Here is a 16,718-nt window from a genome sequence, read left to right as displayed (position 1 = left end):
ATTGACAGCTTCTCACCCAAAGGACAGCCTTGCGCCTTCGAACAGGGGGGAAATCGCAATGAAAACCAAGCTTCTGACGCTGCTGCTCGCGGCTGGGATCGGGGCCTCTCCGGCCGCTGCCCAGATGATCCAGGCGCGCGATCCGGGCAGCATCGTCAGTGCCCTGACGCAGGCCGAATTTCCGGCGACCCTGGATACCGACGGCGCCGGCGATCCGATCATCACCAGCAAGCATGACGGCAGTACGTTCAAGATCCTCTTCTACAATTGCACCGATCACAAGAACTGCGCGACCGTTCAGTTCCACTCGGGCTACGATCTCGACGCGGCGATCCCGCTCGACAAGATCAATGCCTGGAACAAGTCCCAGCGCTTCGGGCGGGCCTATGTCGACGAAGAAGGCGATCCGATCATCCAGATGGACCTCGATCTCGACGATGGCGGCATTTCGAAGGCGCTGTTCGCCGACAATCTCGAATATTGGACCAGCGTGCTCGACCAGTTCGAGGAGCATATCGGCTACGACGAGTGACCCGGCCGCCGGGACCGAGAGCATGATCCGATCATGCTCTCATCCTTGATTCAGGCCGCGACGCGGATCAGGCCCGAAGCGCTCCGGCGACGAGGCGGTGCAGCTTGGAGTGAAGCTGGTCATTGGCGGCCAGCACCTGCCCCTTGGCGAGGCCGGCCTCGCTGCCGCGGAAATCCGTGACAAAGCCGCCCGCCTCGCGCACCAGCAGGATGCCGGCGGCGAGATCCCAATATTGGAGATCTTCCTCCCAGAAGCCGTCGAAGCGGCCGGCCGCGACCCAGGCGAGATCGAGCGCGGCCGAACCGTTGCGGCGAATGCCGGCAACATTGGGCGCCACCGCTTCGAGCACACGCTGGAAGCGCGGCAGCTGGCCATGGCCGAAGAAGGGAATGCCGGTCGCGATCAGCGAGTCGGCAAGGTCGCGGCGCGAGGAGACTCGCAGCCGGCGCTCGTTGAGCCAGGTGCCCCTACCCTTTTCGGCCCAGAAGCTCTCGTCGGTGAGCGGCTGGTAGACGAGCGCCTGGGTGATTTCGGGCCGTCCGCCGGCGCCGCGCGGATCCTCGACCGCGATCGAGATCGCGAAATGGGGAATGCCGTGGAGGAAGTTGCTCGTGCCGTCGATCGGATCGACGATGAAGCGGGGCTTGTCCGGATCGCCTTCGATCGTCCCGCCTTCCTCCAGCATCAGTCCCCAATCGGGACGGGCGTGGCGAAGCTCGTCGACGATCGTCTGCTCGGCATTCTTGTCCGCCATCGACACGAAGTCGGCCGGCCCCTTGCGGCTGACCTGGAGCTGCTCGACCTCACCGAAATCGCGGCGCAGCTTGGGCGCGGCCTTGCGCGCGGCGCGCTGCATGACGGTGATCAGGCCGGAGTGGGAAACCATCAGATACTGCCTTTTTTCTCGATGACGAGGATCCGCGCTTCACCTTGCGGGCGCGCAACATGTTCCTCGCCGATGTGAGCGACGAAGATCGCTCCCGGTTCCAGGCGAACGGCCTTTTCGGCGCCATCCGCCTTGTAATGCATCATGACCGTGCCGGACAGCACCGCAAACACTTCGGTGCCGTCGTTGACGTGCCATTGGTAATCGGAGTCCGTCCAGTGGAGCCGGGCGGTCGCGCCCTCCACCTCGGCGAGGTCGAGCGCGCCCCAGGCGCGGTCGGCGCGATAGTCGGCGGGATTCTCGACGATCAGGGGCATTGGTGCTTCCTCCCTCAGCTCCTCTCCCCTTCAGGGGAGAGGGTAGGGAGAGGGGGAGTCGGGAGGTGACGTCGACCTTCGAAGGCACGCATCCCTCACCAACGCCCCCTCTCCTTGCTCGCTTCGCTCGCTTTCCTCTCCCCTCAAGGGGAGAGGCGCCGTTCAATCCGCGCGGCGCACGTAGGTGCGCTCGTAGACGTCGACGACGATGCGGGTGCCTGCGCCGATGTGCGGCGGGACCATCACGCGAACACCATTGTCGAGCACGGCCGGCTTGTAGGAGGAGGATGCGGTCTGGCCCTTCACCACCGCATCGGCCTCGACGATCGTCGCTTCGATCGTGTCGGGCAGCTGGACACTGATCGGGCGCTCGTCGTACAATTCCATGACCACGTCCATGCCGTCCTGCAGAAAGGCGGCGGCGTCGCCGAGCAGGTCGGCCGGCAGGGTGATCTGCTCGTAGCTTTCCTTGTCCATGAAGGTCAGCATGTCGCCGTCGCGGAACAGGAACTGGAAGTCCTTGGTGTCGAGGCGGACCCGCTCCACCGTCTCGGCCGAACGGAAGCGAACGTTGTTCTTGCGGCCGTCGATGAGATTCTTCATCTCGACCTGCATATAGGCGCCGCCCTTGCCGGGCTGGGTGTGCTGGATCTTCACAGCGCGCCAGATGCCGCCTTCATATTCGATGATGTTGCCGGGACGAATGTCCACGCCGCTGATCTTCATGGGTGTCTCACAAGTTGGAAAAGAGCCGCGGCGGCTTTAGCGGCGGGGCCCGTTTCCGGCAAGCAGCGGATAGGGGTTGATCGGGGTGCCCTCGTGCCAATCCTCGCCTGCCGCCATCCGGTTGATCGCGAAATGAAGGTGCGGGCCGGCCGGATTGGCGTTTCCGGTGGAGCCGACCAGGCCGATCGCATCGCCCTGCTTCACCGCCTGCCCTTCGTGCAGCCCCGGCGCATAGGCCTGCAGATGAGCATAATAGAAGGTCCACGCCTTGTCGGCCGAACGGACATAAGCGGTGATGCCGCCGCCGCCATCGCTGAAGAACAGTTTCTCGACCGTTCCCGGCGCCGCCGCGACGACCGGCGTGCCGGCCGGCGCCATGATATCTATGGCATTGTGCACCCGGGCACCGCCGGCCCGGGACTGGGAATAGGTATCGGCAAGCTGGCTGGCCTTGATCCCTGCAACCGGGATGGCGAGCCCGGTCGGCCCGAGCTCGAGATCGGCTTTGGGCGTTGCTACCGGCGGCGGCGGCGCCGCGATCGGGGACCCGGCGGGAACCGGACCGCGGTTGAACGCGATCAGCCAGAAGGCGCTGGTAACGGCGCAGCTGATCAGGGCGGTGACGACGATGACGGCGAGCAATCCGAAGCGACGCATATTCTCTCCTCCGGAGCCGCAACGATTTCGTCGCCGTTCCGTTTCGAGACGCTAATGACCGGAACCATCCGCATCGGCTGCTCGGGCTGGATCTACCGCCATTGGCGGGAGCGTTTCTACCCCGCCAAGCTCGCGCAGCGGCTGTGGTTCGGCTTTTACGCCGAGACGTTCGAGACGGTCGAGCTCAACACCTCCTTCTACCATCTGCCGAAGCCCGAAAGCTTCACCAAATGGCGCGATCAGGCGCCGGCGGACTTCCGCTATTCGGTAAAGGCGCCGCGCTTCATCACCCATATGAAGAAGCTCAAGGACTGCGCGGAGCCCGTTGAGGAGTTTCTGGGCCGGGCCCGCAACCTCGGTGCCGCGATCGGGCCGATCCTCTACCAATTGCCGCCGCGCTGGGCGTTCAACCGGGAACGGCTCGAGCAGTTCATCGCACTGCTTCCGCGCGACCTCGTCCATGTCTTCGAGTTTCGGGAGAAAAGCTGGATCAATGAGGAGGTGCTCGCGCTTCTCGACCGGCACGGCATCGCCTTCTGCGCCCACGACATGCCCGGCTCGGCAACGCCGCGCTGGGCCTCGGGCCCGATCGCCTATGTCCGCTTCCATGGCGGCGAAGGCAAATATTGGGGCCGCTATTCGGACGAGGGCCTGCTCGCCTGGACCGACTGGCTGGTGGCGCAGGCGCGTGGCGGCCGCGACGTCTGGTGCTATTTCAACAACGACATCGACGCCCATGCCATCCACGACGCACTGACCCTGCGCGCCATGGTCGGCCAGGCACTCCGGTGAAGCGGGCTCGGCCGCACGAGCGCGCTCAGCGGGCAAGGATCCCCTGAAATTCCGCGATCGCGGCGGCCGGACCCTGCTCATGGCCCCAGACCGCATTGCACACCGCCAGGAAATCGGCGCCGGCATCGACCAATATCCTGCCATTGGCGGGGGTCACTCCGCCGATCGCCACGCAGGGCATCTCGAACAGCCGCGACCACCAGGAGAGGATCGACGGATCCGGCCGATGGGTCGTCTCCTTGGTCGCGGTCGGGAAGAAGGCACCGAAGGCGACGTAATCGGCGCCCGCCTCGCCCGCTTCCATCGCCAGATGGCGGCTGTCGTGGCAGGTGACGCCGATCTGGGCATTGGGGCCGAGCAATGCGCGCGCGTCGCGCGGATCGCCGTCCCCCTGCCCCAGATGAACGCCGTCGGCGCCGAGCCTTTTGGCCAGGCTCATGCTGTCATTGACGATGAAGGCGACCTCGCGGTCGGCGCAGATCTTCATCAGCGGCTCGGCCGCACGGGCGATCGTATGCTCGTCCGGCCCTTTGATCCGCAGCTGGAAGGCGGCGACCGGGCCGGCGTCGAGCGCCGCCGCGAGCCGATCGGCGAAGTCGCTGCCGACGTCCAGCGGCGAGATCAGGTAGAGTTCGCAGGGCGCGCGATCCTGCGGGTCGAAGAGCTCGGCGAAGCCGGGATCGAGTTCGTCTTCAATCATGCCCCTCTGTGTCAGCGCGGCGCATCAGGCTCAAGCAGAGAAAGCGATCGGGCTTGCGGCCGCGGACGGCGACACAGCCGACGAGCTCGAACGCGGCCGCGCGAGCGACGATCTCCGCTGCGTCATAGGCTTTGAAGCCATGAACGTGACCGGGCCATTTGCGCAGCTCCTCCGGCGGTTCGAAGCAGAGGATGAGGAGGCCCCGGGGACGGACCACCCGGGCGAGTTCCGCCAGCGCGGCGTCGAGATCGGGCCAGAAATAAAGGCTGTTGACGCTCACCGCCTTGTCGATCGCGGCGTCCGGCAGCGGCAGGCGTTCTGGCGAGGTCTGGATCAGGTGCAGGCGCGCGCCGTGCCGCCGGAAGCGGCGCCGGGCGCGGGCCAGCGCGACGGCGGAAATATCCGCCGCGTGAACGTCGCCAGCGGTCGCCGCAAGGATGACGTCCAGCAGCGCCCCGCCGCCGAAACCGATCTCGAGGATGGTCTCGTCGCACTGCGGGGCAAGTTGGGCGAGCGCGAGCCGATTCATGCCGGCGCTGATGCGGTCGAGCCAAGGTGCTATCCAGACGCGGCCGAGCAGGCCCGAGGGACGGGCGAACTGCCGCGCGAGGAATTGGGTCAGCATCGGCTCGCGTGCCTAAAGCGTCATCGAAGCGAAAGCTGGGATCTGAGGGAAAGTACGCGCGGAGCATGTGAAAGCGCCGCGCCTTTCACGCCGGGAGATCCCAGCTTTCGCTGGGATGATGGTCAAGCGTCGCGCCCCGTCCCTTATTCCGCGCCCTTGTAGATCCCGACCAGCTTGTCGAGCATCGCCAGCGCTTCGTCGCGCGGGCGCTGGAAAGTGTTGCGGCCGATGATCGAGCCGTTTCCGCCGCCGTCTCTGATATCGCGGGCATCCTGGTAGACGGCGTCGGCACCCTTGGCGGCCCCCCCGGAGAAGACGACGATGCGGCGGCCGGCGAAGCAGCTCTGGACGACGTGGCGGACCCGATCGGCCTGCGCCGACCAGTCGCTGCCCTCGTACATCGGCTTGGCGTCCTTCTGCTCGATATGGGCGCTCGGCAGCTTGACCTTGATGATGTGAGCGCCGAGCAGAGCGGCCATGTGCGCGGCATAGGCGCCGACGTCGAGCGCGAGCTCGCCGTCCTTCGACAGCTTGCCGCCGCGCGGGTAGGACCAGATCACGGTGGCGATGCCGACCGCCTTGGCCTCCGCCGACATCTCGCGGATCTCCTCCATCATCTCGAAGATGTTGTCGGAGCCCGGATAGATGGTGAAGCCGATCGCCGCGCAGCCGAGCCGGAGCGCATCGTCGACGGTGCCGGTGACCGCCTGATCGATCGAGGTCGCCCAGCTGTTCGAGCTGTTGACCTTGAGGATGGTCGGAATCTGACCGGCGAAGGTGGCGGCGCCCGCCTCCAGCGGTCCGAGCGGGGCAGCATAGGCCGACAGGCCGGCATCGATCGCGAGCTGGTAATGATAATGAGGATCGTAAGCGGCCGGATTGACCGAGAAGCTGCGGGCCGGCCCATGCTCGAAGCCCTGGTCGACGGGCAGGATGATGAGCTTGCCGGTGCCGCCGAGCCGACCCTGCATCAGGATCCGCGCGAGGTTGGTCTTCACGCCGGGATTGTCGCTCTCGTACTTGTCGAGGATCGCCTTGACGGTCGGTGTGATGCTCATCTCTCTACCCCAATGGTTATCGGTTTCGACGGTGATTAGGCCTCGAGCGCTTTGACGCCAGGCAGTTCCTTGCCTTCCATCCATTCGAGGAAGGCGCCCCCCGCGGTCGAGACGAAGGTGAAGTCGTCGGCAACGCCCGCATGATTGAGCGCCGCCACCGTGTCGCCGCCGCCAGCGACCGAGACCAGGCCGCCGCTCTGGGTCAGGGCGGCGGCGGTCTGCGCCAGCGCCACCGTCGCAGCGTCGAACGGAATTGTCTCGAACGCGCCGAGCGGGCCGTTCCAGACCAGGGTCCGGCAGGTCTTGATCGCATCGGCGAGTGCTTCCACCGCGGCCGGACCGACGTCGAGGATCATCTCGTCAGCGGCGACTTCATGGACGTTGACGGTGCGGAGCGACGGCGGATTGGCGGCGAACTCCTTTGCGACCACGACATCGTAGGGCAGATGCACCGTGCAATCGGCACGGTCGGCGGCGTCGAGGATCTCGAGCGCGGTGGCGGTCAGATCATGCTCGCACAGCGACTTGCCGACCGCGACTCCGCGCGCAGCGAGGAAAGTGTTGGCCATGCCGCCGCCGATGATCAGATGATCGACCCTGGTGACCAGATGGCGGAGCACTTCCAATTTGGTCGAAACCTTGGCGCCGCCGACCACCGCCGCCACCGGGCGCTCCGGCGCGCCCAAGGCCTTCTGCAGCGCCTTCAGCTCCGCCTCCATCGCCCGGCCCGCATAGGCCGGGAGAATATGGGCGATCGCCTCGGTGGAGCTGTGCGCGCGGTGCGCCGCGGAGAACGCGTCGTTGACGTAGACATCGCCGAGCGCCGCGATGGCGCGGGCGAGCGCGGGATCGTTCTTTTCCTCGCCCGCATGGAAGCGCGTATTCTCGAGGATGGCGACGTCGCCCGCCTGCATGTCGGCGATGTTGGCGGCGGCGAGTTCGCCCTGGCAATCGCCGATGAAGCGAACCGGACGGCCGAGGACGTCCTCATAGGCACGGGTGACCAGCGACAGCGACATGTCGGGGCGCTGCTCGCCTTTTGGGCGGCCAAAATGGGCCAGCAGCAGGACGATCGCCCCGCGGTCGGCGAGTTCGGTGACCGTCGGCAGGGTCGCCCGCAGCCTGGTGTCGTCGGTGACCTTCAGATCCGCCATCGGCACGTTGAGGTCGACGCGCACCAGCACGCGCTTGCCGGTCACGTCGCCGAGGTCGTCCAGGGTCTTGAAGGTCATCGATCGTTTATCCCAGTCAGAAAAAAGGCGCCCGGAATGCCGGGCGCCTCGTCAGTCAGATCAGCTTGCCCATCGCGCTGGCCGTGTCGACCATCCGGTTCGAGAAGCCCCATTCATTGTCGTACCACGAGACGACGCGGACGAGCTTGCCTTCGAGCACCGCAGTCTCGAGGCTGTCGACGCTCGAGCTGTGCGGATCGTGGTTGAAGTCGATCGAGACCAGCGGCTCCTCGATGAACTGCAATATGCCCTTGAGCGCGCCTTCGGCAGCCGCACGGAGAACGCCGTTCACTTCCTCGACGCTGGTGTCGCGCTTCGGCGTGAAGGTCAGGTCGACCAGGCTGACATTCGGGGTCGGCACGCGGATCGCCGAACCGTCCAGCTTGCCCTTCAGTTCGGGAAGCACTTCGCCGACGGCGCGGGCGGCCCCGGTGGTGGTGGGAATGATCGACATCGCCGCAGCGCGCGCCCGGCGCATGTCGGGATGGATCTGATCGAGGATCTTCTGATCGTTGGTGTAGCTGTGGATCGTCGTCATCAGGCCGCGCTCGATGCCGATCGTGTCGTTCAGCACCTTGGCCACGGGCGCGAGGCAGTTGGTCGTGCACGACGCATTGGAGACGATCGTGTGACCGGCCTCGATCTTGTCCTCATTGACCCCAAACACGACGGTGAGGTCGACGCCCTTCGCAGGCGCCGAGATCAGCACTTTCTTCGCCCCGGCAGTGAGATGGGCGGAGGCCTTCTCACGGTCCGTGAAGAAGCCGGTGCATTCCAGCGCGATGTCGATCTGGTTGGCGGCATGCGGCAGCTTGGCCGGATCGCGCTCGGCGGTGACGTGGATGCGCTTGCCGTCGATGATGAGGTCGTTGCCCTCGGCATGGACCTCGCCCTTGTAGGTGCCGTGCACGCTGTCGCGCTTGAACAGCAGAGCGTTCGACTTGGCGTCGGCGAGATCGTTGATCGAGACGAGCTCGAGACCGCTTTCCGGCTTTTCGAGGATGGCGCGGGCGACGAGCCGCCCGATGCGGCCGAAGCCGTTGATCGCTACTCTGATGGCCATGTCATTGATCTCCCTTGGTTTCGAGTGCCGCGGTGATTTGCGGCACGATCGCTTCGACGGTGAAGCCGAAGCGGCGGAAAAGGTCTTCGGCCGGAGCCGAAGCGCCGAAGCGGTCGAGGCCGATGCGGATGCCGTCGCGGCCCGTATAATGTTCCCAGCCGAGCGTCGTCCCGGCCTCGATCGAGACGGTCAGCACCTCGGCCGGAAGCACGTCCGCGCGATACGCGGCGTCCTGGGCGTCGAACAATGACCAGCACGGCATCGACACAACGTCGGCACCGATCCCCTGCCCTTCAAGGGCATCGGCGGTCTTGAGCGCGAGTTCGACTTCCGATCCGGTGGCAACCAGCACCACCCGGCGCGGCGCCGCGGCAGCGCGGAGGCGATAGGCGCCGCGTGCGCACAGATTCTCGGCGCTCCGCTCGATCCGCACCTGGGGCAGGTTCTGCCGGGTCAGGGCGAGCAGCGAGGGGCCGTCCTGCCGAGCCAGCGACAGGGCCCAGCATTCTGCGGTCTCGACGACGTCGGCCGGGCGGAAGACGGCAAGGTTCGGGATCATGCGCAGGCTGGTGACGTGCTCGACCGGCTGGTGGGTCGGGCCATCTTCGCCAAGGCCGATCGAATCGTGGGTCATCACGAAGATCGAGCGTGCCCGCTGCAGCGCGGCCAGCCGGATCGCCGGCCGGCAATAATCGGAGAAGACCAGGAAGGTGCCGCCATAGGGAATGACGCCGCCGTGCAGCGCCATGCCGTTCATCGCCGCCGACATGCCGAATTCGCGGATGCCGTAGTAGATGTAGCGGCCGGAATAATCGTCCCGGGTGAGCGGCGCCTGCTTCTTGGTCTTGGTGTTGTTGGAGCCGGTGAGATCGGCGGAGCCGCCGATCGTTTCCGGCAAGGCCGCGTTGATCGCCTCGAGCGCGATTTCGGAGGCCTTACGGGTCGCGATCTTCTGCGGATTGGCGGCGAGTGCGTCGAGATGCGCATCGAGGCCGGTGTCGGCCGGCAGCCGCCCTTCCATGCGGCGGACGAATTCCTCGCGCTGCGACGACGCGGCGAGGCGGACCCGCCACTCCTCGTGCAGCGGCGCCGCGCGGCGCCCGGCCTCACGCCAGGCGTCCATGATCGGCTGCGGGATCTCGAACGGCTCGCTGTCCCAGACGAGATGCTTGCGCGCCGCCGCCACCTCGTCGACGCCAAGCGCCGCGCCGTGGGTCGCCGATGTGCCCATCTTGTTGGGCGCGCCCCAGCCGATGATCGTCTTGCAGGCGATCAGCGACGGCCGCGGATCGGCGACCGCTTCGGCGATCGCAGCGCGGATGCTGTCGAAATCATGGCCGTCGCAGGCGACGACGTGCCAGCCATAAGCGCGGTACCGCGCCGGAATGTCTTCGGACGTAGACAGATCGGTCGATCCGTCGATCGTGATATGGTTGTTGTCCCAGAAGACATTGAGCCGGCCGAGGCCGAGATGGCCGGCAAGCCCCGCCGCCTCGTGGTTGACGCCCTCCATCAAACAGCCGTCGCCGGCGATCACCCAGGTCTTGTGATCGACGAGATCGTCGCCGAAGCCGGCGTTGAGATGGCGTTCGGCGATCGCCATGCCGACCGCCATCGCGAGTCCCTGGCCGAGCGGACCGGTGGTCGCCTCGATCGCCGGGATCAGGAAATTCTCGGGATGCCCGGCGCACAGGCTGCCGAGCTGGCGGAAGTTGCGGATGTCGTCCAGCGTCGGCTTTTCGTAGCCGGTCAGGTGCAGCAGCGCGTAAATCAGCATCGAGCCGTGACCGGCCGACAGCACGAAGCGATCGCGGTCGTGCCAGGCGGGATCCGTCGGATCGTGCTTCAAATGCTCGGTAAAGAGCACGGTCGCGACATCGGCCATGCCCATCGGCATTCCCGGATGTCCCGAATTGGCCGCCTGGACGGCATCCATGGCGAGGGCGCGAATGGCGTTGGCGAGCAGTCTCGGTTCGAGGGCCATGCTGTTTCCCACTGGTCGGAGCACCCCGGAAGGCCGGCGAGGCAGGCTCCCCGGCATGCGCCCCGCTCGCCCGCTCCTTTAGAGGCGGAAGCCGCCCCGTCAACACCGAGGTGCGCGGACGGAAAGGTTCAGCGGCCGCTACCCATTTCCCCCGCGCGCCGGAACGTGCTACAAGGCGTTGATGGGGCGCGAAAGAACGACCGCTGCACTTGGCCGGCTCGAGCGTGCGCTTGCACGCATCGAGGCAAGCGCCGTGGCAAGCCGCACGCCCGCCCCAGGCGCCGAGGACGTGGACACTCTCCGCCGCAATCATCTCGCTCTTCGTGCCAAGGTGGAAGGCGCGATCGGCGAGATCGACAGGTTGCTGGACACGCAAGGGAGAGTGTGATGCCGAATGTGGAGGTCGAGATCGGCAACCGCCGCTACTCGATCGCGTGCCGCACCGGTGAAGAAGACCATCTTCGCTCGGTGGCCGCGATCGTCGACGGCAAGGCGAAGGACGCCGCCGGCGCGCTCGGCAATCTCGGCGAAAACAGGCAATTGCTGTTCGCTTCGCTGCTGCTCGCCGACGAAGTGCTCGAACGCCGCGCCGGTCACGCGCCGCCCGCCGATGCCGCTTTGTTCGAGACCAATGACGACGACGTCGCCGATGCGCTGGAACGCCTTGCCGAGCGGATGGAAAAGGTCGCTCGCACCCTTGAGGAGACGGGGCAACCATCCTAGATAGAGCCCTGACGGGCACTGCCATGTACGAGCTTTAGCGAACATCCCTGAGGCGATAAAGACATCCTAGGGGGCTGTCCCTGGCCGGATCCTGGTTCGGTCTACATGGTCCCCACCTGACGTTCTGGCGTCAGAGGATATTCCAGCAAACGGCTAGGGCGGTCCCGTCACTCCCCCGCACCGGAGCCGAGCGTGAGTCCAAAATCGGAAATGCGCAGCCGCGCTCTGGCGGAACGGCGGCTCTACGCCGCCTCGCTCACCGACAGCCTGCGCGCCGAGCTCGAGGCCAAGCTGGCGGAGCGAGTCCTGCCCCATCTGCTCGGCGCCGGCATCGTCGCCGGCTACCATCCGCTCAAGGCGGAGATCAGCCCCTATCCCACCCTGGAGCGGCTCGGTACGGGACAGCGCGCGGCGCTTCCCTGGTTCCTCGATCGCGACGCCCGCATGCTGTTCCGGGAGGCACCTGCTACTGAGGCGAGCCCGTGGGGCGTCCTCCAACCGCCGTCGTCGGCGGATGCGCTGGCCCCCGACGTCGTGCTGGTTCCCCTAGTGACCGCCGACCGCCGCGGCACTCGGATCGGCCACGGCAAAGGCCATTATGATCGTGCCCTTGCTCACTTGCGCGAAGGCGGGCCGGTGTTCACGATCGGCGTCGCGTGGGAATTCCAGATCGTTTCCGAAAATCTCGATCCGGACCCCTGGGACGTCCCCCTCGACGCGATCGCAACCCCCGGCGAATGGATCGACTGCCGATGACTCCCGCATCTCCGACATGGCGCAAACCGGCCGGGATCGGCCTGATCCTCACCCTGATCACGCTCTGGGCGGTAATCGTTGCAAGCGTCGCCGACCTGATGGCGGGCTGGCCGTGGCCCGTGCTCGCCTTGTACTTCATCGTCGCGGGGATCGTCTGGATCCTGCCGCTGAAGCCGCTGCTCCGCTGGATGGAGACGGGAAAATGGCGCCGCTGAAGAGGTGGTGACGGCGCGGCTCCTCAGTCCTCCGCCGGATCGTATCGGCCGGTCTCGAAATCCCGCATGAAGGCGGCGCCGATCGGGGCGTCGACCAGATGCAGCCAGCTGTCGTCGCGGTTGAGAACGGTGCCGAGCGCGACATAGGCGGCGGCACGGGCTTCGATCTCGGCGTCGGTCGCATCACCCATCCGGCCGCGCAGGCGCCAGCCGCTGTCCGGGTGTTCGTCGCCTTTGTCCCCAAGATCCGGTGTCTCGCGATAGAGGTATTCGACCGGTTCGGTGCCGTCGAGCACGCACTGATCGACCATGCAACGCGACCAATATTCGCGGGACGGCGGCGAAGGCGGCGCAGCCTCGGGACGATCCCAGCGGATCGCAATCACATGGTGGCGGTCGAAGACGATCGGATCGCCGAACTTGAGAATGGCGTTCGGCTCGTATGGCATGTTGTCGAGCGTGCCGTGAAGGACAAGCCCGTCCGCTGCGGTGACGGTCACCCACATCCGCTCGACCTGGTAGTCCTGCGCCTCCGGCGCATGTTCGAACATCAGCTTCACCTGGTCACCCGGGCCGATCGCCGCATACTGTTCCGGTGCGGGCAGGAAGAAGGTGTAAGGGGCGTCTGCGGCGATTGCCTGCGGATCGAGGAGCACGAACGCGTCCGACATTCTCATCCTCTCACCCGATTTGTTCGGGATCATGAAGCCGCCAAGGCTTTCAGCAACAACGTATTTGGCTCGATCCGCGCGTCCCTTGTAACCGATCTGGTACAAGATTGCGCGCGCGGAATACCCGAAGACATGCTGAGGTTTGATGAAAACGTCCCTTCGGGACGCTTGCTCGACCTCGAATGAGGGAGCCATTTGTCCAGGAGAGCGTCGCTAAGCGACTGCGTCTCCTGGAGAATGGCGCGAGTGACGGGGCTCGAACCCGCGACCTCCGGCGTGACAGGCCGGCGCTCTAACCAACTGAGCTACACCCGCGTTGGAGGGGCCACTACGGGACGGTTCCGAACCTGTCAACACGATCGGGCGCCGTATTTTTACGGAGCGCGATTTTCTTCGTGCTCCTCGTGATGGGTGCCGGTCAGCGTCCCCTCCTCGAACAGGAAGCCGGCAATGTCGGGCCGCCCGGCGGCATCGAGCACGGTCTTCATGATGATCAGGAGCGGCACGGCAAGCAATGCGCCGGTCGTGCCCCACACCCAGGCCCAGAAGCTCAGCGCGACCAGGATGAGCAGCGGATTGATTGTCAGCCGCCGCCCGACCAGCATCGGAGTCACCACATTGGCCTCGATCAGGTGAATCATCGCAAAGGCGACCGCCGGGAGAAAGGCGTACCAGGGATCGGTGAACGCCATCAGGCCGCCGAGCGCGAGCAGCAGGACCGAGGCGATCGGCCCGAGATAGGGGATATAATTGAGCACCGCGACGATCCCGCCCCACATCAGCGGGGTCGGCATGTCCAGCATCCACAGCAGGAAGGCGACGACCAGCCCCATCGCCATGTTCACCAGGGTGATCGTGCCGAGATAGGTGGAGGTCGCATCGACCACCTGCTGGATCGCCCGCGCCGTCGTCATCGCGCCGTCGAAGCTGGCCCGCGCGACGATCGTCCTCCGCCGCATCGCCGTCCAGCCGGAAAGGAAGAAGAAGATCACCAGCAACGCGAAGAACATCTGGATCGCGGCATGCGGCGCGGAGGTAGCGATGATGTCGAGCATCGAATTGGGCGTTTCGAGCTGCACCGTCCGCGCCGAATGGGCCGAGCTGCCGAATTCCTCGACGATGTCGTTGATGAACCGCTCCAGATCCGAATAGATTTCGAGCACCGGCTGCAGCGTGTCGCGGATCCGGCCGATTCGATCGGGCAGCAACCGCACCCATTCGGCCGCCGGCAGCACGATCGAGGCGATCGCGACGTTGGCGGCGACGACGAACAGGGTGAGGCAGGCGAAGGCGGCGAGGCCCGAGGGCAATCCCCGTCGCTCCAGCCATTCGAGCAGCGGCACCAAAGCGATCGCGACGACCAGAGCGGCGGTGACCGGCAGGAAGAATTCAGCGCCGGCACGCAGGGCGAACGGCAGCGCGACGGCAAGCCCCGCGCCTGCGATGAGAGTCAGGGCGGCGAGCAGACGGTCGCGGCGATAGGCGATCGCCTCCGCCTCGTGGTGCACATCGAGGTCGGGGGCCTTGGCGGCCGCCGAATCCTGTCGGATCGGAAGTTCGGGTCTCTCCAGCCTGTTCATTCGCCTACGCCCTTCAAGCCGCGGATCGCGCCGCGAATCCCTCGCGCCCTCGGTCCGCCAAGCGTCCCGCGCACGCTTTGGACGGCGCGCATGGGCCGCTCCCGCAATGCCTAACAAAGCGGCGCGCGGAAATCACGTGGAGTCGCAAGAGCATCGAAGAAGGCCGCGGGATCATGCCGGATCAAGCCGGCAGCATCGTCGAAAGCGGATGGTGCCCCCGGCCGGAGTCGAACCGGCACGCCTTGCGGCATTCGATTTTGAGTCGAGTGCGTCTACCAATTCCGCCACAGGGGCACGCGAGGCCTGCTAGCCGAGGTCGGCGCGGCCTGCAACCGGAGGATGGCGTATCGCCGCCGGCGCGAGACGCCAGTCCCCCTCTTCCGAAACATCGATCTCGGCATGGCCTTTGCAGATCGCTGCAACCGGAGAACCGCGTCCTGTCATACTATTGACGCAGTGATGAATTGCCTTGCAAGCGCAATGACCCCGTGCAAATTCCTGATTAACGGGGGAATCACTATGATCAGCGAATCGGGAAAGCGGCGCTTGCGCCGCTCGCTGTCGAGGCTTGACTGGAAATTCATCGGCGCCGGACTGGCGGTCGGTCTTCTCGTCTGCATCACCCTGTTCTATGGGCGCTGAACCGACGCTGGGGCCGCGCGCTTACGGGCTCCAAGCACCGCTATCCGCTCAGTTGCGCGGCGCCTGCCGCCGGTAGCTCAGCGCCTCCGCCACATGGACGCGCCCCACCCCGTCGCTGCCCGCAAGGTCGGCGATGGTCCGCGCCACCCGCAGCACCCGGTGGAAACCGCGTGCGGAAAGGCGCATCGCCTCGGCGGCCTGAGCGAGCAGCCGCCGGCCGGGCTCGTCCGGGGTCGCCACCCGCTCGAGCAGATCGCCGTCCGCCTCGGCATTGCTGCGCACACCCTCCCCTGCATAGCGCGCGGTCTGAACGGCGCGGGCCGCGCCCACCCGCGCCCCGACCTCGGCCGAGCCTTCCGCGGGCGGCGGCAGGACGAGGTCGGCCGCGGCGACCGCCTGCACTTCGACATGGAGGTCGATGCGATCGAGCAGCGGCCCGGAAACGCGCGCCTGATAATCGGCGGCGCAACGCGGCGCCCGCGAGCAGGCCAGGGTCGGATCGCCGAGATGGCCGCAGCGGCACGGATTCATCGCCGCGATCAGCTGCACCCGCGCCGGATAGGTGACATGGGCGTTGGCGCGGGCGACGCTGACCGTACCTGTTTCGAGCGGCTGGCGCAGCGAATCGAGTGCGACCCGCTGGAACTCGGGTAGCTCGTCGAGGAACAGCACACCGAGATGGGCGAGGCTCACCTCCCCCGGACGGACGCGCAGGCCGCCGCCGACCAGCGCCACCATCGATGCGCTGTGATGCGGCGCCCGGAACGGCCGCCGCCGGATCAACCGGCCGTCGCTCAGGTCACCGGCGACGCTGGCGATCATCGTCACCTCCAGCGCCTCGGCGGGCGTAAGCTCGGGGAGGATGCCCGGCAGGCAGGCGGCGAGCAGCGACTTGCCGGCGCCGGGCGGCCCGATCATCAGCAGATTGTGCCCGCCCGCCGCCGCGATCTCCAGCGCGCGCTTGGCTGTCTCCTGGCCTTTTACCTGGCGCAGGTCCGGGCCCGACTCGGGCGCGTCCGCGACGCCGGGCACCGGCGGGGTCAGGATCGCCGAGCCCCGGAAATGATTGAGCAGGGCGATCAGATCGGGTGCGGCGAGCACTTCCACATCGCCGGCCCACGCCGCTTCCGGTCCGTGCGCCGCCGGGCAGATCAGCCCCAGATTGGAGGCCGATGCGTGCAGCGCGGCAAGCAGGACTCCCGGGCATGGCGCGATACGGCCGTCGAGGCCGAGCTCGCCGACCGCAACATAGGCGGCGAGCATCTCGGCATCGATCGCGCCCATCGCGGCGAGCAGCCCGAGGGCGATCGGCAGATCGTAATGCGATCTTTCGACTGATGCCATAGCTAAAGCTATCATCCGCAGCATAGCAGGTTGTCCCGGTAGTCCATAGGGGGGACCCGCGACCGCCGCCGCGCGCCATCCACAGCGCTGGCGGTGGCGGTCGCGGGGGGTACCTGTGGACCCACCGGGGCAACCTGCGGCATGCAGGCGACAAAAAGAGGGGGGTTCGGGGGGAGAGGAACGCGGATACTCATTTTGAACGCGCTTCCAGGCAG

Annotated in this window: 19 protein-coding genes, 2 tRNA genes and 1 pseudogene; 7 read left to right on the top strand and 15 right to left on the bottom strand. The window is 66.4% G+C overall.

Annotated elements, in window-relative coordinates:
- Positions 1 to 58 precede the first annotated feature (58 nt).
- Positions 59 to 532 carry a YbjN domain-containing protein gene (locus ETR14_RS22530; RefSeq protein WP_129389258.1) on the top strand — a complete coding sequence of 158 codons (474 nt, stop codon included), beginning with the start codon at positions 59 to 61 and terminating at the stop codon, positions 530 to 532.
- A gap of 67 nt (positions 533 to 599) precedes the next feature.
- Here the strand turns inward: ETR14_RS22530 and ETR14_RS22525 are convergent, their stop codons facing one another.
- The 4 genes from ETR14_RS22525 to ETR14_RS22510 all read right to left on the bottom strand — a co-directional run bounded on the left by ETR14_RS22525 (position 600) and on the right by ETR14_RS22510 (position 3,118).
- On the bottom strand, positions 600 to 1,418 hold the full coding sequence (locus ETR14_RS22525; RefSeq protein ID WP_129389255.1) for an inositol monophosphatase family protein: 819 nt from the start codon (positions 1,416 to 1,418) through the stop codon (positions 600 to 602).
- The gene (locus ETR14_RS22520) at positions 1,418 to 1,735 is read right to left on the bottom strand and encodes a cupin (protein WP_129389252.1); all 318 of its coding nucleotides are present in this window, start codon (positions 1,733 to 1,735) and stop codon (positions 1,418 to 1,420) included. Before ETR14_RS22520 ends, ETR14_RS22525 begins: the two co-directional genes overlap by 1 nt.
- A 162-nt stretch (positions 1,736 to 1,897) precedes the next feature.
- A complete protein-coding gene (gene efp / locus ETR14_RS22515) occupies positions 1,898 to 2,461 on the bottom strand; it encodes an elongation factor P (RefSeq protein ID WP_129389249.1) in 564 nt (187 codons plus the stop codon).
- A 36-nt stretch (positions 2,462 to 2,497) separates the two neighbouring features.
- Positions 2,498 to 3,118 (bottom strand): M23 family metallopeptidase, encoded by a 621-nt coding sequence (locus ETR14_RS22510; RefSeq protein WP_129389246.1) that lies wholly within the window; start codon positions 3,116 to 3,118, stop codon positions 2,498 to 2,500.
- Positions 3,119 to 3,172: 54 nt separating this feature from the next.
- On the opposite strand from ETR14_RS22510, the gene ETR14_RS22505 reads away from it, so the two are divergent.
- A complete protein-coding gene (locus tag ETR14_RS22505) occupies positions 3,173 to 3,910 on the top strand; it encodes a DUF72 domain-containing protein (RefSeq protein WP_129389243.1) in 738 nt (245 codons plus the stop codon).
- A gap of 25 nt (positions 3,911 to 3,935) precedes the next feature.
- Here the strand turns inward: ETR14_RS22505 and thiE are convergent, their stop codons facing one another.
- From thiE to tkt, 6 genes are all read right to left on the bottom strand, one after another.
- Positions 3,936 to 4,610 carry a thiamine phosphate synthase gene (thiE, locus tag ETR14_RS22500; RefSeq protein WP_129389240.1) on the bottom strand — a complete coding sequence of 225 codons (675 nt, stop codon included), beginning with the start codon at positions 4,608 to 4,610 and terminating at the stop codon, positions 3,936 to 3,938.
- Complete coding sequence (locus ETR14_RS22495; protein ID WP_129389237.1) at positions 4,603 to 5,235, bottom strand: class I SAM-dependent methyltransferase; 633 nt, start codon at positions 5,233 to 5,235, stop codon at positions 4,603 to 4,605. Before ETR14_RS22495 ends, thiE begins: the two co-directional genes overlap by 8 nt.
- Positions 5,236 to 5,378: 143 nt before the next feature.
- On the bottom strand, positions 5,379 to 6,293 hold the full coding sequence (locus ETR14_RS22490; RefSeq protein WP_129389235.1) for a class I fructose-bisphosphate aldolase: 915 nt from the start codon (positions 6,291 to 6,293) through the stop codon (positions 5,379 to 5,381).
- Positions 6,294 to 6,328: 35 nt separating this feature from the next.
- Positions 6,329 to 7,525, bottom strand: a complete 1,197-nt coding sequence (gene pgk, locus ETR14_RS22485) for a phosphoglycerate kinase (RefSeq protein WP_129389232.1) — start codon at positions 7,523 to 7,525, stop codon at positions 6,329 to 6,331.
- 55 nt (positions 7,526 to 7,580) lie between these two features.
- Positions 7,581 to 8,588 (bottom strand): type I glyceraldehyde-3-phosphate dehydrogenase, encoded by a 1,008-nt coding sequence (gene gap, locus ETR14_RS22480; protein WP_129389229.1) that lies wholly within the window; start codon positions 8,586 to 8,588, stop codon positions 7,581 to 7,583.
- A 1-nt stretch (position 8,589) separates the two neighbouring features.
- Entirely contained in the window at positions 8,590 to 10,572 is a 1,983-nt protein-coding gene (tkt, locus tag ETR14_RS22475) for a transketolase (RefSeq protein WP_129389227.1), read from the bottom strand.
- 181 nt (positions 10,573 to 10,753) lie between these two features.
- On the opposite strand from tkt, the gene ETR14_RS22470 reads away from it, so the two are divergent.
- From ETR14_RS22470 to ETR14_RS22455, 4 genes are all read left to right on the top strand, one after another.
- Positions 10,754 to 10,960: a hypothetical protein gene (locus ETR14_RS22470; RefSeq protein ID WP_129389224.1), complete on the top strand. Its 207-nt coding sequence runs from the start codon at positions 10,754 to 10,756 to the stop codon at positions 10,958 to 10,960.
- Positions 10,960 to 11,295, top strand: coding sequence for a cell division protein ZapA (locus tag ETR14_RS22465; RefSeq protein WP_129389222.1), 336 nt, complete (start codon positions 10,960 to 10,962; stop codon positions 11,293 to 11,295). Before ETR14_RS22470 ends, ETR14_RS22465 begins: the two co-directional genes overlap by 1 nt.
- Before the next feature lie 210 nt (positions 11,296 to 11,505).
- On the top strand, positions 11,506 to 12,051 hold the full coding sequence (locus tag ETR14_RS22460; protein ID WP_165356583.1) for a 5-formyltetrahydrofolate cyclo-ligase: 546 nt from the start codon (positions 11,506 to 11,508) through the stop codon (positions 12,049 to 12,051).
- The gene (locus ETR14_RS22455; RefSeq protein WP_129389216.1) at positions 12,048 to 12,266 is read left to right on the top strand and encodes a DUF2842 domain-containing protein; all 219 of its coding nucleotides are present in this window, start codon (positions 12,048 to 12,050) and stop codon (positions 12,264 to 12,266) included. The genes ETR14_RS22460 and ETR14_RS22455 overlap by 4 nt, the downstream gene beginning before the upstream one ends.
- Positions 12,267 to 12,289: 23 nt before the next feature.
- On the opposite strand, the gene ETR14_RS22450 is transcribed toward ETR14_RS22455, so the two are convergent.
- From ETR14_RS22450 to ETR14_RS22435, 4 genes are all read right to left on the bottom strand, one after another.
- Positions 12,290 to 12,937, bottom strand: a complete 648-nt coding sequence (locus tag ETR14_RS22450; RefSeq protein ID WP_165356582.1) for a DUF2185 domain-containing protein — start codon at positions 12,935 to 12,937, stop codon at positions 12,290 to 12,292.
- Positions 12,938 to 13,175: 238 nt separating this feature from the next.
- Positions 13,176 to 13,252, bottom strand: a tRNA-Asp gene (locus ETR14_RS22445).
- 59 nt (positions 13,253 to 13,311) lie between these two features.
- Positions 13,312 to 14,517 carry an AI-2E family transporter gene (locus ETR14_RS22440; RefSeq protein WP_129389211.1) on the bottom strand — a complete coding sequence of 402 codons (1,206 nt, stop codon included), beginning with the start codon at positions 14,515 to 14,517 and terminating at the stop codon, positions 13,312 to 13,314.
- A 209-nt stretch (positions 14,518 to 14,726) separates the two neighbouring features.
- Positions 14,727 to 14,811, bottom strand: a tRNA-Leu gene (locus tag ETR14_RS22435).
- A gap of 45 nt (positions 14,812 to 14,856) precedes the next feature.
- On the opposite strand from ETR14_RS22435, the gene ETR14_RS28585 reads away from it, so the two are divergent.
- On the top strand, positions 14,857 to 15,159 hold the full coding sequence (locus ETR14_RS28585; protein ID WP_165356581.1) for a hypothetical protein: 303 nt from the start codon (positions 14,857 to 14,859) through the stop codon (positions 15,157 to 15,159).
- A 48-nt stretch (positions 15,160 to 15,207) separates the two neighbouring features.
- Here ETR14_RS28585 and ETR14_RS22430 read toward each other — a convergent pair.
- Positions 15,208 to 16,491, bottom strand: a pseudogene (locus tag ETR14_RS22430) (YifB family Mg chelatase-like AAA ATPase); the annotation flags it as partial.
- Between the last annotated feature and the right edge of the window lie 227 nt (positions 16,492 to 16,718).

Source organism: Sphingosinicella sp. BN140058, from assembly GCF_004135585.1.
Taxonomy (GTDB): Bacteria; Pseudomonadota; Alphaproteobacteria; order Sphingomonadales; family Sphingomonadaceae; genus Allosphingosinicella.
This window is presented reverse-complemented; position numbering and strand designations above follow the sequence as displayed.